The organism is Streptomyces sp. NPDC091376, assembly GCF_044757085.1.
GTDB lineage: Bacteria > Actinomycetota > Actinomycetes > Streptomycetales > Streptomycetaceae > Streptomyces > Streptomyces pratisoli.
In genome coordinates this window covers 69,001-85,129 of the sequence record NZ_JBIVUF010000003.1, presented here as the reverse complement: position 1 = coordinate 85,129, position 16,129 = coordinate 69,001, and the positions used below count along the sequence as shown (strand labels likewise).

9 protein-coding genes and 1 riboswitch are annotated in these 16,129 nt (G+C 71.0%); of the genes, 7 read left to right on the top strand and 2 right to left on the bottom strand.

Annotated elements, in window-relative coordinates; genetic code table 11:
• The first annotated feature begins 14 nt into the window (after positions 1–14).
• Together ACIQMR_RS08100 and ACIQMR_RS08095 are read left to right on the top strand one after the other, a co-directional pair.
• Positions 15–6,425, top strand: coding sequence for an SDR family NAD(P)-dependent oxidoreductase (locus tag ACIQMR_RS08100; protein ID WP_401384281.1), 6,411 nt, complete (start codon positions 15–17; stop codon positions 6,423–6,425).
• A gap of 30 nt (positions 6,426–6,455) precedes the next feature.
• Complete coding sequence (locus tag ACIQMR_RS08095) at positions 6,456–6,665, top strand: DUF5988 family protein (RefSeq protein WP_401384279.1); 210 nt, start codon at positions 6,456–6,458, stop codon at positions 6,663–6,665.
• A gap of 173 nt (positions 6,666–6,838) precedes the next feature.
• On the opposite strand, the gene ACIQMR_RS08090 is transcribed toward ACIQMR_RS08095, so the two are convergent.
• Positions 6,839–8,062, bottom strand: a complete 1,224-nt coding sequence (locus ACIQMR_RS08090) for an MFS transporter (RefSeq protein ID WP_401384276.1) — start codon at positions 8,060–8,062, stop codon at positions 6,839–6,841.
• 109 nt (positions 8,063–8,171) lie between these two features.
• Between ACIQMR_RS08090 and ACIQMR_RS08085 the strand changes: the two genes are divergently transcribed.
• A complete protein-coding gene (locus ACIQMR_RS08085) occupies positions 8,172–9,347 on the top strand; it encodes an ROK family transcriptional regulator (RefSeq protein WP_401384273.1) in 1,176 nt (391 codons plus the stop codon).
• 165 nt (positions 9,348–9,512) lie between these two features.
• On the opposite strand, the gene ACIQMR_RS08080 is transcribed toward ACIQMR_RS08085, so the two are convergent.
• On the bottom strand, positions 9,513–11,876 hold the full coding sequence (locus ACIQMR_RS08080) for a chitinase C-terminal domain-containing protein (RefSeq protein ID WP_401384271.1): 2,364 nt from the start codon (positions 11,874–11,876) through the stop codon (positions 9,513–9,515).
• Positions 11,877–12,121: 245 nt separating this feature from the next.
• Positions 12,122–12,252: riboswitch (FMN riboswitch) on the top strand.
• Positions 12,253–12,416: 164 nt separating this feature from the next.
• Here ACIQMR_RS08080 and ribD point away from each other — a divergent pair.
• From ribD to ACIQMR_RS08060, 4 genes are read left to right on the top strand one after another with little or no spacing between them, the layout of a single operon-like run.
• Positions 12,417–13,493 (top strand): bifunctional diaminohydroxyphosphoribosylaminopyrimidine deaminase/5-amino-6-(5-phosphoribosylamino)uracil reductase RibD, encoded by a 1,077-nt coding sequence (ribD, locus tag ACIQMR_RS08075; protein WP_401384268.1) that lies wholly within the window; start codon positions 12,417–12,419, stop codon positions 13,491–13,493.
• A gap of 2 nt (positions 13,494–13,495) precedes the next feature.
• Positions 13,496–14,104: a riboflavin synthase gene (locus ACIQMR_RS08070; RefSeq protein WP_401384266.1), complete on the top strand. Its 609-nt coding sequence runs from the start codon at positions 13,496–13,498 to the stop codon at positions 14,102–14,104.
• 5 nt (positions 14,105–14,109) lie between these two features.
• Positions 14,110–14,748 (top strand): nicotinamide riboside transporter PnuC, encoded by a 639-nt coding sequence (locus ACIQMR_RS08065; RefSeq protein ID WP_401384916.1) that lies wholly within the window; start codon positions 14,110–14,112, stop codon positions 14,746–14,748.
• On the top strand, positions 14,745–16,076 hold the full coding sequence (locus ACIQMR_RS08060; protein ID WP_401384264.1) for a bifunctional 3,4-dihydroxy-2-butanone-4-phosphate synthase/GTP cyclohydrolase II: 1,332 nt from the start codon (positions 14,745–14,747) through the stop codon (positions 16,074–16,076). The genes ACIQMR_RS08065 and ACIQMR_RS08060 overlap by 4 nt, the downstream gene beginning before the upstream one ends.
• Positions 16,077–16,129: the final 53 nt, after the last annotated feature.

Here is a 16,129-nt window from a genome sequence, read left to right as displayed (position 1 = left end):
GAAGAGAGGTTCTCATGATTCAGCGTGAAAACCGTGGCAATGGAGGATACGAGCCCATAGCCGTCGTGGGGATGGGATGCCGACTGCCCGGTGATGTCGACTCACCTTCGTCATTGTGGCAGTTGCTCATCGACGGAAGGGACGCGGTCGGGGATCCTTCCGCCGAACGTGTCCGGTGGGGAGCACTCGCCGGCTGGAAGCCCGGCCGGGCGGCGGGGCGGCAAGCCCGTCAGGGAGGTTTCCTCCGGGACATCGCGGGCTTCGACGCCGGATTCTTCGGTGTCTCCGGCCGCGAGGCGGACGTACTCGACCCGCAGCACCGACTGATCATGGAGGTGGCCCACGAGGCGCTGGAACACGCCGGGTTACCACCGGAGCAGCTTGCGGGAAGTTCCACCGGCATCTATGCAGGCATCAGCTATAACGAATTCTACGAAGGCCTCGCCGGTCAGCCCCTCGAACTCGAGGGCTCTCTCCTGACGAACGGGCACTGCGTCGCAACGGGCCGCGTCTCCTACCTGCTGGGACTGCACGGACCGTCGGTCGCCGTGGACACGGCCTGCTCGTCCTCACTCGTGGCGCTGCATCTGGCTTGCCAGGCGCTGGCCGCGGGCGAGTGCCAACTGGCCCTGGCGGGAGGTGTCACCCTCATCCTCGGGTCCCGGACGACGAGGTCCTTCGCGCGCATGGGCATGCTCTCGCCCACGAACCGTTGTCACACCTTCGACGTCGCAGCCGACGGATTCGTCCGTGGTGAAGGGTGCGGCGTCGTCGTCCTGAAACGCCTGGTCGACGCCCAACGGGATCGTGACCGCGTGCTGGCCGTGGTGCGTGGCTCGGCCGTGAACCAGGACGGCACCTCCGACGGACTGGCCGCGCCCTCCGCGGACGCCCAGGAGGCCTTGTTCCGCCAGGCGCTGAAGCGCGCCGCCGTCGACCCGGGAGACGTGGGGCTGATCGAAGCACATGGGACGGGCACACCGGTCGGCGACCCGATCGAGTTCTCCAGTCTGTCCCGGGTCTATGGCGAAGGCCACGGGCGTTGCGCTCTGGGCTCGGTGAAGACGAACCTGGGGCACCTGGAACCCGCTTCCGGTATCACGGGCCTGATCAAAGCGGTGCTGTGCCTTGACCAGGGGCTCGTACCGCCCAACCTGCACTTCGCCGCGTGGAACGCCGCCATTGACCCGAACCGTGCGCGGTTCTTCGTTCCCACCGCGGTGACGCAGTGGCCGACGAACTCGTCCCCCCGCCTCGCGGCGGTGTCGTCCTTCGGCTACTCAGGCACCAACGCACACGTCGTCCTCGAGCAGGCGCCCGCCGCCACGGCACACCGGCGCCTCGCTCACCGTCCCTCTCCGCAGGGCCCCGACGTCTTTCTCGTACCGGCCGGATCCGCCAAGGCGTTACCGGCCGCGGCCGGGCGCCTCGCCGACTGGCTCGAGCGCGACGGGGCGGAGATACCTCTGGCCGATGTCGCACACACGCTCGCGCTGAGGCGCTCGGCCGGACGTGGCCGCCTCGGTGTGGTGGCCGAATCACGCGCCTCGCTCGTCGCCGCGTTGAGGTCGTTCACGGCCGGGCGAGTACCGCCTGACGGCGTGGTCACGGGAGCCGTGGCCGCGGGTGTTTCCCGCCGGCCGGTCTGGGTGTTCTCGGGCCACGGTTCGCAATGGCCGGGTATGGGACGCACCCTGCTGAAGCACGAGCCCGCGTTCGCCGCGGCTCTGGCCCTGGCCGACGGACTGATCGCAGCCGAGGCGGGATTCTCCGTGCTCGAACTCGTCGCCCGAGGAGCGGCGGTCACCGACTGCGCCCAGGTTCAGCCGCTGTTGTTCGCCATGCAGACCGCGCTCGCGGCACTCTGGCGCGCGCATGGGGTGGAACCAGCCGCCGTACTGGGCCATTCCATGGGCGAGGTGGCGGCCGCGGTCGTGGCGGGAGCCCTCACGCTCGCCGACGGCGTCAAGGTCATCTGCCGACGCTCGTCGCTGCTGGCACGGATCGCGGGCGCCGGCGCGATGGCGGCAGTCGGCCTTGACCGCGTCGCGGTGCAGCGAGAACTCGACGAGGCCGGGCTGAAGGGCTCGGTCTCGGTCGCCGTCCTCGCATCCCCCGACTCCACGGTCGTCGCGGGCGCCACGAGCGACGTGGAGCGGCTCGTCGCCTCCTGGGAGGCGCGCAACATACCGGCTCATACGGTGGCCGTGGACGTCGCTTCCCACTCTCCCCAGGTCGCCCCGCTGCTCCTGGACCTTCGCGAGGCCCTGCGAGACCTCGCACCGCAACGGCCCTCCATCCCGTTCTATTCCACCGTGTTCGACGACCCGCGGCGCACCCCCACATTCGACGCCTCGTACTGGTGCGCGAACCTTCGCCACCCTGTCCGGTTCGCCTCCGCGATCGCCGCGGCGGCCGCGGACCGCCACCTCGCCTATCTGGAAGTCTCGCCCCACCCCGTCGTCGCCCGATCCATCGCCGACAGCCTGCCGGACGTCTCGCCCCACCCCGTCGTCCTGCCCACGCTGCGCCGTGACGAGGACGAGATCGCCACGTTCCGCACCCAACTCGCCGCACTGCACTGCGTCGGCGTACCTGTCGACTGGTCCGCCCTCTACCCGGACGGCGATCTCTGCGACGCGCCCGGTCTCACCTTCGACCGACGGCAGCACTGGACCGATCAGCCCGAACTCGCCCCCGTCGACGCTGCCTCATCGGAACTTCCGGGCACCCACTCCGAGATTCCCGGCGAACCGGTCCGGCACTGCTGGCAGGCGGACGCGGGAACCGCTGTCGTGCCCTGGCTCGCCGACCACCAGGTGCACGGTGAGCCCGTGTTCCCGGGCGCCGGCTACTGCGCCATCGCCCTCACGGCGGGACAGGAAGCCTTCGGGACACTCCCGCAGGACATTCAGGTGTCCGACCTCCGGTTCCTGGAGCTTCTGCGACTGGCACCCCACACCGAGCTGGTCACCACCCTCACCATGACCGCGGCGAATCGCGCGACGTGCGACATCCACACACGGGGCGACGACGGGAACTGGACCCGCCTGGCAACCGCCGAGCTGGAACGCCGTGGCCCCGGGCCCCTGCCGGCGGTTCGGAAACTGACGGACCTTCCCGCACAGCATCCGGTCGTGGTCGATCCAGCCACCCTCTACGCGAGCATGCGGAACCGGGGCATCGAACACGGCCCGGCCTTCAGCGGAATCACCAAGCTCCGGCTGTCACGCGACGGCACGAGCAGCTGGTCCCGCATCTCTCTGCCGCCGGCAGCGGCCCCCGCGCGGCACAACCTCCGGATCGATCCGGTCCTGCTGGACTGCTGTGCCCAGACCCTCGCGGCGGGACTTGTCCGCGAGCACGGCCAAGGGCTCGTCCTCCCGGTGGGCGTCAAGGCCGCACGCATCCTCGGCGACCCCTCGACCGCCCTCTACTGCCACGCCCTCACCACCCAGGAGCGGGCCGACGGCATCACAGGGGACCTGCGTCTGCTGGACGAGGCGGGCAAACCCGTGCTCGCCATCGAGGGCATGGAACTGCTGCGCCACGACGCCAGGTCGGCCGCGAAGCCCACCGCGCCGGGCGGCGTCGACTACTGGTTCCTCGAGCCGCGATGGCACCCAGCACCACGGACGAAGTCGGACCCGGACCCCGCCATGGGCAACTGGATCGTCGTCGGCGAGGACGCCACCTGCGCCCACGAGCTGGCCGACCTGATGCGGAACGCGGGGGCGCGTACCGATGTGCTCGACGTTCCGCCGGCAGGGCGCCCGCTCGACCAGGCGAACGGCGTCCCCGCCGACGCCGGGGACCGTCGTTCGATGGACGCTGACGCCATCGTCGTCCTCTGCGCACCGTCCGCCGGCGGTTCCGCGGGGACCGAGCACGCCCTGCGGCGCACCCGATGGCTCATCGACACCGTCCAGGCGGTGATCCGGGGCGCTTCCCGGCCCGCGCGGCTGTTCGTCGTCACCCATGGCGGCCAGGCCGTGCGGTCGGGAGAGACCGTCGCCCCCGACCAGTCGGCCCTGCGAGGACTCGTACGAGTCCTGGCCTACGAACACCCCGAACTACGAGCCACACTGCTCGACGCCGACGGGGCCCGACCGGCGCTCAACGACATCGCGGCCGAACTCCTTGCCGCCCCGCCCGAGGACGAAGTCGCCCTTCGCAGCGGCTGCCGATACGTCGCCCGGCTGGAGTACGCACCGCTCACCGAAGAAGAACACCGAGCGGCCACCATCCGGCCGGTCCGCTACGGCCACGACCGCTTCCGGCTGCGCGTCGGACGATTCGGCGACCTGAGCGGCCTCGAACTGGTCACCGCCACCAGGAGGACCCCGGGCGACGGCGAAGTCGAGGTGCGGATCGCGGCCGCATCGGTGAACTTCAGGGACGTGCTCACCGCCATGGGCCTGCTCGGCACCGACGAGGACGTACGCGAGCGCATCGGTTTCGAGTGCGCGGGGACGATCACCGCGGTCGGACCGAACGTACGGAACGTCCGCGTCGGAGACTTCGTGCTCGCCATCGACCTACGCGGCGGTGCCTTCGGTTCCTTCATCACCGTGCCCGAACACAGCGTCGCGCCCGTCCCGACCGGCATGGAACCCGCCTGCGCCGCGGCACTGCCCGCCGCGTACGTCACAGCCTGGTACGCCCTTCGCCACGTGGCAAGGCTCGACAGAGGCGAGCGGATCCTCATCCACTCCGCGACCGGCGGCACGGGACGCGCCGCGGTCGCCGTCGCCCGGGCGCTGGGGGCCCGGATACTCGCCACCGCCGGTTCGAGGGAGAAACGCGACCTGCTGCGCAGCCTCGGGATCGAGCACGTCATGGACTCCCGGTCCCTCCACTTCTCCGAGGAGACGCGCGCGGCCACGGGAGGCGAGGGAGTCGACGTCGTCCTGAACTCCCTGTCCGGTCCCGCGATACGCGCCGGCCTGGACGCCTTACGACCGTTCGGCCGATTCGTCGAACTCGGAGTGAGGGACATCCACGCCGACACTCCCGTCGGACTGGCCGCGTTCCGCGACAACATCACTCTCCGCACCGTCGACCTCATCCAGCTCCAGCGCGAGAAGCCCGAACTGTTCACCGCCATGCTGAACGAGGTGCTCGCCGAAATCGGTCACGGCCGGCTGCCCTCCCTTCCTCATCGCGCCTTTCCTCTGGCCAAGGCCACGCAGGCGTTCAGGCTGATGGCCGGAGCGCGGCACACGGGCAAGCTCGTCCTGACCGTCCCGGCCGAGGGCGACACCAGCGCCCGGACCCCCGGAGACGTATCGGCCGTGACTCCCGGCGGCGCCTACATCGTCACCGGCGGGCTCAGCGGGGTGGGCCTCGAAACAGCCCGCTGGCTCGCGGGCCAGGGCGCGAGCCACGTCGTCCTCAACGGCCGCTCCGCCCCCTCGGGGGACACCGAACAGGTCCTGGGCGACATGCGTCACAGCGGCACGAGGGTCACGGTCGTGCTGGGCGACATCGCCGAGCCGGGAACAGCCGAACGCCTCGTTGCGGCTGCCACGGCGGACGCTCTGCCCCTGCGCGGCGTGATCCACGCCGCCATGGTGCTGCGTGACGCGACAGTCACCAACATCACGCACAACCAGCTCCGCGAAGTCTGGCGCCCCAAAGTGGACGGGGCACGGAGACTGCACGAGGCCACCGCCCAGCACACCCTCGACTGGTTCGCCGTGTTCTCGTCCATGGCGTCACTGCTGGGCAACCCGGGACAGGGGGCCTACGCGGCCGCCAACTCCTGGCTCGACGGATTCGCGAAATGGCGCACCCAGCGCGGAATGCCGACGCTGTCCGTCGACTGGGGCCCCTGGGGTGAGACCGGGGCCGCCGTCCACTTCGCGGAACGCGGCTACCGCACCATCCCCACCCAGAAGGGGCTCCAGGCCCTCAACACCCTGCTCGTGCACGGCCGCACCCGTACCGGTGTCATCCCCGGCGATCCGGATACCTGGATCCTTCCAGCAGTCCGGCGCTCGTCGCTGTTCAGCCTCCTCGCCGACGACGGTCCGGCGGTCACGGCAGCGGAAGGCACGGCCTCCGACGTACGCGCCATGTTGCGGTCGGTCCCGGCAGGTCTCGCCCGTCGGGCCGCGCTGGAGGGCTACATCGCCGGCCACCTTCGTGCCGTGCTCCGACTGGGCGAGAGCAGCACGCTCGACCCCGAGACCACCCTCAAGTCCCTGGGGTTCGACTCGCTTCTCTCACTCGAACTGCGCACCCGTCTCGAGACAGGACTGGACATTAGGATCGCGCCCAAGTTCATCCACGAGCACCCGACTCTGGCGGCGCTGGCAGCGGGTCTCGCCGACAGCATGGGCCTCTCGCTCGAGGACCGTACGGGGCTTGAACCAAAGCGGGACCGCGTATCCCGCCCAACGGCACCTCACCCCGGTTCGTGAGGCTTCCGCGAAACGCTGGAGGCAGCAGACATGACCGCTTCGAATCTCGTACTCCTCCAGGGAGGCCCTGACGATCTTCCTCAGGTCTGGCCGATGCCACCCGGTGGATGCACAGAGCCCATCAAGATCCCACGCCGCAACGCATACGAACGCTTTGAATTCGCGCACACGTACCGCACTTTGCATGGCGAATCCATGCCGGTGTATCAGTGGGTCCGTCGCACGTACATCGCGGAGTGAATCCGGCGGGCTCACCACCGCCGCCGGCTCCGACATGGTCGTCGAGGAACTCGTCGAGGACACGTTCAGTCCCGCCGGAAGGGCGTCCAGGTCTGTCGTCACACACAGACCGACGGGCGCCCTTCGTCATGATCAAGACCCGGCACCGTCGACAACGCCCGTGATCAATACACCTAGGCGCGGACGTCCTGGCCCGCCGGTGTCGCGGTCGCGGCGGGCGCCGTCGGGGCAGCCGCGCGGCCGGCGCCCCGCAGTACCCCCGCCCCCAGCACAAGACCGAACGCCAGCACCGTGACCAGCCCGAACGACACCACCAGCGACGTCAGATCGGCGATACCGCCGATCGCGGACGGCGCGATCAGCCCCGACGTGTACGTGATCGTCGCGACCCCCGCGATCGAGAGGCTCGGGTTCGTCCCGCTGCGCCCCGCCGCCGCGAACGCCAGCGGCACAACCACCGCGATGCCGAGCCCGATGCACCCGAACCCCGCCATCGCGGCCACCGGATGCGGCGCCAGCACCACCAGCACACCACCGGCGGTCGCCAGTACGCCGCCGACGCGGACGGTGCGGACCGGGCCGAAGCGGTCCACGACCCGGTCGCCGACCAGCCGCGCCACCGCCATCGTCAGGGCGAACGCGGTCGTGGACGCCGCGGCGAGCCCCGCCGACGTGTCCAGCACGTCCCGCAGATACACCGCCGACCAGTCCAGGCTCGCGCCCTCCGCGAAGACCCCGCAGAACCCGATCGCACCGATGACGACCGCGGACCTCGGCGGCAGCGCGAACCGCGGCGGCGCCGCCTCGCCCTCCGCGCTGCGCAGATCCGGTACGCCCTGGCAGGCCATCAGTCCGATCACGGTGAGCACGGCGGACGCCAGGAGGTGGTGGATCCGCGCGTCGCTGCCGACATGTGCCGCCAGCGTGCCCGCGGCGGAGCCGATGAGCGCGCCCACGCTCCACATTCCGTGCAGCCCGGACATGATGGAGCGGTCCATACGGTTCTCGATCTCGACGCCCAGGGCGTTCATGGCGACATCGGACATGCCGGCCGTCGCGCCGTACACGAACAGCGCCGCGCACAGCGCGTACACGTTGGGGGAGAGCGCCGGGAGCGCCAGGGCCAGCGTCCAGAGCGCGAGCAGCCCGCGCAGCGATGTGCGTGCCCCGAAGCGGTGGCTGATGGCACCGGCGAGCGGCATCGCCAGGGACGCGCCGACCGCGGGAAAGGCGAGAGCGAGACCGAGCTGGCCGGCGCCGACCCCCGCGTGGTCCTGGATCCACGGGATACGCGTGGCGAAGCTTCCCGTCACGGCACCGTGCACACAGAAGACGGCGGCCACGGCATACCGGGCCCGGCTCAGCCGGCGCTTGTCGAAGGCCACTTCAGTCGGCATCGGTGCCGTCCTCCCCGTGAAGCGTGGTCTTTCGCGTAAACTATCAGGAACCCTGCCTGATAAATAGCCCTCCGGCTGTGACACGGCGGGAATCTGGAAGGATTCCGGCATGCCCGCATCCCCGAGCACCGCCAGGGCCATCAACGACGGGCTCGCGCTGCGACTCCTCCAGGAGGAGGGCCCGTTGACGGCAGGCCAGCTGAAGACGTTGACCGGACTGTCCCGGCCGACCGTCGCCGACCTCGTGGAGCGGCTGCAGCAGTCAGGCCTCATCCGGATCGTGGGCGAGGCCGGCGAACAGCGCCGCGGGCCCAACGCCAGGCTGTACGGGATCGTCGCCGACCGGGCGCACCTCGCGGCCCTCGACGTACGGACCCAGGGCGTCTCCGTCGTCGTCGCCGACCTGCTGGGCGCGACGCTCGCCGAGGCGACGCTTCCCATCGACAGCGACACCGGCACCGAACCGGCCGTGGAGCAGGCCGTGGCGCTGCTGGAGCGCACGGCGCGCGACGCGGGCGTGGCGCGGCTGCACAGCGTCGGCATCGGGGCGCCGGGGCTGATCGATCCCGTCACGGGGGAGCTGCGGGACTCCGGCAGTCTGCCCGCCTGGCACCGCAGGCTCGTCGCGGCCCTTCAGGAACGTCTTCCCGCCACCGTCCTCGTCGAGAACGAGACCAATCTGGCGGCCGTCGCCGAGCAGCGCCTCGGCGCCGCGCGCGACCAGGACGACTTCGTCCTGCTCTGGCTCGGCCAGGGGGTCGGCGCGGCGGTCGTCCTCGGCGGGAAGCTGCGCCGCGGCGCGTCCGGCGGCGCCGGCGAGATCGGCTTCCTCCCGGTCCCGGGCACGGGCGGCCTGCCGTCGGCCACGGGCTGCGACGCCGGCTTCCACGCCCTGGCCGGTGCCGCCGCGGTCCGCGAACTCGCCTCGCGTCACGGCATCGAGGCCGACGCCGAGGAGGCCGTGCGCGTCGCGGCGGCGGGCGACAGCGGTGCGCCGGACGGCCGAGGCGGCGCCTTCCTGGACGCGCTCGCCGGACAACTGGCGGTGGGGGCAGCGGCCGTCGCCGCCGTACTCGATCCCGGGTGCGTCGTGCTCGGCGGCGAGATCGGGCACGCCGGCGGGTCGGCCCTCGCCTCCCGGGTCGAGGCACGCCTCGCCACGCTGTCGCCGGTGAGTACGGAGATCCGGCCGGCGGCACTCGGCGGCGAGGCGATCCTCAGGGGCGCCCTCCTCACCGCCCGCGACGCGGCCCAGGCCGAACTCTTCGCCCCGGCGCACGCGTAAGGCCGTCCTGCCTCCGAGGGCGGACGGGCTCCGGCGGCATCGGCGCAGCCCGGGCCCCGGGCCCCGGGCCCCGGGCACGGCGGGCCGGTGCGGTTCCACGGGAGAGATGAGGACCCGGCGGCGGCAAGGGCCGGGAACCGCCGCCGGGCGTTCTCGCGCTGAGGGTCAGCAGGCGCCGAGGTCCTGCCACACCCCCCATTCACCGGTGGTACCCGGCTCCTCGCCCTTCGTCCACCACTTCGCCTTCCAGCTACGGGAGTTGTGGGAGACGACCGTCTCGCCGACGTACTCGCTCGTCGCGTTCCACGCGGGCGCGGTGCACTGCCCGCCGCCCCCGCCCGTCGTGCCGCCGTTGGTCGTACCGCCGTTGGTCGTGCCGCCGGTGTCCGTACCCCCGGTGGTCGACCCCGACCCCGGATCCACCACGGTCGTACCCCGCGCCAGATCGCCCGCCAGCGCATACGTCCTGCCGCCGAAGGTCACCGTCCAGTTCGACGGCGTCGACACCGGCAGGTAGTACACGAAGTCGAGCTGCACGGACGCCCCGGGCGCCAGCGACTGCCAGCTCGGCAGCTTCAGCGAGACGCGGTGGTGGTCGCCCCTCAGCCCGCCCGCATTGCTGCCGGTGTGGTCGCTGCGCACCACGGTCGTGCCGAAGCCGGACTGGTCCTTGGCGTTCCCGGGAGCGGACGTGCCGTAGTCGAACTGGAACTCCGTGCCGCCCGGGAGCGTCGCCGTCGTGTTGTTGGTGATCCTCAGCTTGGGGCTGATCGGGTAGTTGGAGTCGCCGAGCGGGAACTGCCCGAACTCCACGCCCACGTCGACCGCTTCGGCCGGTGTCGCGGTCGACGCACGCCGCGCGCCGTACGGGGCCGCGGACCTGAACTTCTCGTACATGGCGGTGGTGAGCGTGTCGCCCATCTCGTACTGGCCCTTCGTGGCGTTCCAGCCGTAGTCGCCCGCCAGTTCCCAGATCATCGTGCCGCCGATGCCCCTGTTCACCACGTAGTCGGCCTTGGCGTTCACCGACTGCTCGTCCTCCGTCGACAGGAAGACCTTCTTCTGGGCGTTCCACAGCCAGGGAGCGACCAGCGTCGAGTCGTACTTACGGGCGTACGTGCCGGTCAGCGTCGTCCCGGCGGGGAAGCCGTACCGGGTGACGTAGTCGCCGACGACGCCCCGCTCCAGGTTCTTGGCGTGCCACATCGGGTTGGAGCCGGCCGGGGACTCGTTGCCCGCGGTGTCCTTGTCGTGCCAGAGGTTGTCGATGCCGACCGCGCCGTCACCGCACTTGGTCAGCCCGGAGCCGGCCGGACAGCTCGTCGAGGGAGCTTTGCCCCACAGGCCGTCCGTTCCGCCCTGCACGTTCCTGAAACCGCGTGTGTAGTACGGGAGTCCGATGTTGATCCGGCCGGCCGGCATCGACCCGCGGAAGTAGTGGTAGGCCCAGTCGGTGTTGAGATAGCCGATCCCGCCGTACTGGGAGGTCGAATAGACCCCGGCCGCCGCGAGTTCGCCGTCCTTGCCGTCGTCGAAGAGCGAGGCGTTCGGGCCGACGTACTCGTTCCACGCTCCGTGGAGGTCGTACGACATGATGTTGACGTAGTCCAGGTACTTCTGGACCTGGAACGTCTCCATTCCGCGCAGCAGATATCCGGACGACGGCGCCGCCACGGTCAGCAGATAGTGCTTCCCGTCCGCCGCGCCCGCCCGGTCGAGCTTCTCGCGCAGTGTCTTCATCAGGGCGGCGTAGCCCTGGACGAGCCCGGCGCGCCGCGCGTTGGCGACGGTGTGGTCCAGCGGATTGCCGGCGTCCTTCATCGTCGTCGGGTACTCGTAGTCGATGTCGACGCCGTTGAACCCGTACTTCTTGATGAACGTGACGGCGGAGTCCGCGAAGGTGTCGATCCCGGCCTGGTTCACCGAGCCGTCGGCGTTGGTCGCCATCGCGTAGAAGCCGCCGGAGTCCACCCGCCCGCCGGCGTCGTCGAAGTAGCCGCCGGTCTCGGCCCAGCCACCGACCGAGATCAGCGTCTTCACGTCCGGGTGCTGCTTCTTGAACTTGCCGAGCAGGTTGAAGTGGCCCTTGTACGTGTATGCCGGGTCCATCTCCGCGCCCGCCACGCCCGGCCAGGTCATGCCGGTGGCGGCGTTGGCCGGACCGTCGGTGCCGACCGACAGCCTGTTGTCGCCGCCGATGTGCCCGAAGGCGTAGTTGATGTGGGTGATCTTGTCCCAGGGAATGTCGGAGGCGAGATAGGCGGGCTCGCCGTTCTTCCCGGTGCGCCACCCGGTGAAGTAGCCGATCACGCGGCGCTTGTGGTCGGCGCCCATCTTCTCGCGGCCGTCGGTGTCGTAGACGGAGCAGTAGGGCACGTCGACACCGGGGGTGGCGTAGAGCCCGTCGGGGCGACAGGACTCGTTGTCGGCGGCGTGCGATACGCCGCCGGAGAGCGAGCTCAGCAGCAGTCCGGCGGCGGCTGCGCCGGCCGCGAGGAGCGTCGCTCGCGCGCGGGTGGGGGTGAGCACGGTGGTGGCCTCCTGGGGAGGGAGTGGGGATCACACAACTGGCAGGCGAGTGGGTCGTGTTGGGCCCGGGCGTGCGCACGCCGGCTGGGCCGCTCCGCGGAGGTGACGCAGAGATTAAGAGGACTAGACCAGTGCGTCAATAGGTCTGGACCATTCCGGTCCTAGTGGATCCTGTGAGCCAGGACACAGAGTCTCGCCCGTATGGCCCACCGGAGGCCGTGGCACACTGGGCCCTGTATCAGCAGCAGCGCGCTCCGGGGTCGGTGCAATTCCGAACCGGCGGTTACAGTCCGCGACCCGTCCGCATCCAGCGGCCGGTTGACCAGGTGAAATTCCTGGACCGACGGTTAAAGTCCGGATGGGAGGCAGTGCGCGGCGGGCGGCCCTCGTGGTCCGTCGGCCATGGCGGCTGATCGTCCTCGCGGGACACCCGAGGGCGATCCGTTCCGTCGGCGTCGGCGTTCCCCTGAGGCGTTGTCCCGCTTTCTCTGTCGTCATCGACAGCCCCGGAGTCCGTGCCCGAAGAGGCAGGAGGACCCGGTGGCCACCCCGGCCGACACGCACGCCATGCGCCGAGCCGTCGCGCTCGCCGCCCGTGGACTCGGCTCCACCAGCCCCAACCCGGTCGTCGGGTGTGTCATCACCGACGCCGCCGGACAGCAGGTGGGCGAGGGGTTCCATCAGCGTGCGGGCGGCCCCCACGCCGAGATCCACGCCCTCCGGGACGCGGGCGAACGCTCCCGCGGCGGGACCGCCTACGTCACCCTCGAACCCTGCAACCACACCGGCCGCACCGGCCCCTGCGCCCAGGCCCTCGTCGAGGCCGGGATCGCCCGTGTCGTGTACGCCGTCGCCGACCCGACCCCGCAGGCCACCGGAGGCGCCGACACCCTGCGCGCCGCCGGCGTCCAGGTCGAGCAGGGGCTCCTGGGGGACGAGGCCGAGGCCGGCAACATCGCCTGGCTCACCTCCGTACGCCACCGCCGCCCCTACGTCCTGTGGAAGTACGCCGCCACCCTCGACGGACGCATCGCCGCGGCGGACGGCACCAGCCGCTGGATCAGCTCGCCCGAGTCCCGCGCCGACGTCCACCGGCTGCGCGCCGAGGCCGACGCCGTGATCGTCGGCTCCGGCACCGCCCGCGCCGACGACCCGCACCTCGCGGTCCGCGGCATCGACGCAGTGACCCAGCCGCTGAGGGTCGTCATCGACACCGACGCCACCGCCGTGAGGCCCGGCGCCCGCGTCCTCGACGACACCGCGCCGACCCTGATCGCGGTCGCCGAGGACGCCGAGACCGCCCTCCCGGACGTCGTACGGCTGCCCAGGGCGGGCCACGGCCTGTCCGTACCCGCGCTGCTGGACGCCCTGTACGCACGCGGCGTCCGCTCCGTGCTGCTCGAAGGCGGCCCGACGCTGGCCGGGTCCTTCGTCTCCGCGGGAGCCGTCGACGCCGTCGTCGGCTATCTCGCCCCCGTACTCCTCGGCGCGGGCCGCCCCGCCCTCGCCGACGCCGGAATCACCACCATCACCGAAGCGTTGCGGCTCGACGTGACCGAGGCCGTCCGCCTCGGCCCCGACCTGCGCATCACCGCGACCGTCCCCAAGGGAGCCTGAGAGTGTTCACCGGAATCGTCGAAGAGCTGGGCGAGGTCACCGCCGTCGAGGACCTCGGTGACTCGTCCCGCTTCCGACTGCGCGGACCCGTCGTCACCGAGGACGCGAAGCACGGCGACTCCATCGCCGTGAACGGCGTCTGCCTCACCGTCGTGGAGACCGGCGACGGCGAGTTCACCGCCGATGTGATGGCCGAGACGCTGAAGCGCTCCAGCCTGGGCGCGCTCGCCGTCGGCTCCCGGGTCAACCTTGAGCGGCCGATGGTGGCCGACGGCCGGTTCGGCGGGCACATCGTCCAGGGACACGTCGACGGCACCGGCACGATCGTCGAGCGCACTCCGTCCGAGCACTGGGAGCTCGTCAAGGTCTCCCTCCCGGCGGAGCTCGCCCGCTACGTCGTCGAGAAGGGCTCCATCACCGTCGACGGAGTCAGCCTCACCGTCGTCGACGCGGGCGCCGACCACTTCACCATCAGCCTGATCCCCACCACCCTCGCGCTGACCACGCTCGGCATCAAGCAGCCCGGCGACCCGGTCAACCTCGAGGTCGACGTCATCGCCAAGTACGTCGAGCGGCTGCTCGGCGCGGACGCGAAGGAGAGCGGCGAGTGAGCGCCCTGGACTGGCTGAACTCCGAGGCCTTCACGGCCTTCGACCAGCACATCAAGTGGTCCGACATGATCGGCAACGTGATCGGCCTGATCGCCCTCGCGCTCGGCTGGCGCCGCTCCATATGGACCTGGCCCGCACAGTTCCTGTCCGGCCTCATCCTCTTCGCCGCGTTCGCCACGTCCCATCTGACCGGCAGCGCAGGCAAGCAGGTCGTCGTCATGGCCGTCGCGGCCTGGGGCTACTGGCAGTGGACCCGCGGCCGGCAGCAGGCCCAGGACGGCTCGATCGCCGTACGCTTCGCCACCTGGCGCCAGCGCGGCGTGATGCTGGCCGGAGCCGCGCTCGGCACCGTCGCCGTCGCCCTGCTCTTCACCGCCTACCCGTCCCTGTCCTGGGACCCCTGGCCGGACGCGTACATCTTCGTCGGCACGCTGGTCGCCATGTACGCCCAGGCCCGCGGCATGGTCGAGTTCTGGTTCGCCTGGCTGCTGGTCGACCTCGTCGGCGTACCGCTGAACTTCGCCAACGGCTTCGCCTTCTCCGGGTTCGTCTACGTCATCTACGGCGCGCTCGTCCTGTGGGGCCTGCGCGACTGGTGGCTGCGATCCCGTACGTCTCCCGCCCTGGAAGGAGCGGCAGCATGACATCCCGCCCGGCTCCCACCACCCCGACCGAGGCGTTCCACGCCGCACCTTCGATCCACACCACCTGGTACCCGGAGGAGGAGCTCGTGCTCGACCCCGTCGACCAGGCCATCCGTGACATCGCCGCGGGCCGCCCCGTCGTGGTCGTCGACGACGAGGACCGTGAGAACGAGGGCGACCTCGTCATCGCCGCCGAGAAGGCCACGCCCGAGATCGTCGCGTTCATGATGAGCGAGTGCCGGGGGCTGATCTGCGCCCCCATGGAGAGCGACGAACTGGAGCGGCTCCGGCTGCCGCAGATGGTCGAGCACAACACCGAGTCGATGAGCACGGCCTTCACCGTCTCCGTCGACGCCGCCCCCGCGTACGGTGTCACCACCGGCATCTCCGCCGCCGACCGCGCCACCACCCTCCAGCTGCTGGCGAGCGGCACGGCCGAGCCCACCGACCTCGTGCGCCCCGGCCATGTCTTCCCGCTGCGCGCCAAGCCCGGCGGCGTCCTCGTGCGCAACGGGCACACCGAGGCGGCCGTCGACCTCGCCCGGCTCGCGGGACTGCGGCCCGCCGGCGCGATCGTCGAGATCGCCGGCGAGGACGGCGTCATGCTGCGCCTGCCCGAGCTGATCCCGTTCGCCCGCAAGCACGGGCTCACGATCATCTCCATCGAGGACCTCGTCGCCTACCGCCGCAGCTCCGAGCCGACCGTCCGCCGCGAGGCCGAGGTCAACCTGCCGACGGCGCACGGCGCGTTCACGGCGTACGGCTACCGCTCCACGACCGACGGCGTCGAGCACGTCGCGCTGGTCCACGGCGACCTCGGCGACGGCGAGGACGTCCTCGTCCGCGTGCACTCCGAGTGCCTCACCGGCGACATCTTCCACTCGCTGCGCTGCGACTGCGGCCCCCAGCTGGAAGCCTCCATGAAGCGCATCACCGAGGCGGGCCGCGGGGTCGTCGTCTATCTCCGCGGCCACGAGGGCCGAGGCATCGGACTGGTGTCCAAGCTGCGGGCGTACGAGCTGCAGGAACGCGGCCGCGACACGCTCGACGCCAATCTGGAACTCGGCCTGCCCGCCGACGCCCGGGACTACGCGGCGGGCGCCCAGATCCTCGAGGACCTCGGCGTACACAGCCTGCGCCTGATGACCAACAACCCCGACAAGATCAGCGCACTCGTGCGGCACGGACTGAAGGTCCAGGGCCGTGAGGTCATGCCGCTGCAGGCGGGCGAGCACAATCTGCGGTACCTGCGCACCAAGCGGGACCGCATGGGGCACGACCTGCCCTGGCTGGACGGCGCCACCGCCTCCACCTGCGGCAACCAGTAGGACCCGCCGGACCGGCAGGACCGGCGGCACCGGCAGGACAGTCAAGACAGCAA

Coding starts and splice junctions, on each gene's coding strand:
- ACIQMR_RS08095 (WP_401384279.1), top strand. CDS start 6,456: ATGACCGCTTCGAATCTCGTACTCCTCCAGGGAGGCCCTGACGATCTT.
- ACIQMR_RS08100 (WP_401384281.1), top strand. CDS start 15: ATGATTCAGCGTGAAAACCGTGGCAATGGAGGATACGAGCCCATAGCC.
- ACIQMR_RS08060 (WP_401384264.1), top strand. CDS start 14,745: ATGACATCCCGCCCGGCTCCCACCACCCCGACCGAGGCGTTCCACGCC.
- ACIQMR_RS08090 (WP_401384276.1), bottom strand. CDS start 8,062: ATGCCGACTGAAGTGGCCTTCGACAAGCGCCGGCTGAGCCGGGCCCGG.
- ACIQMR_RS08085 (WP_401384273.1), top strand. CDS start 8,172: ATGCCCGCATCCCCGAGCACCGCCAGGGCCATCAACGACGGGCTCGCG.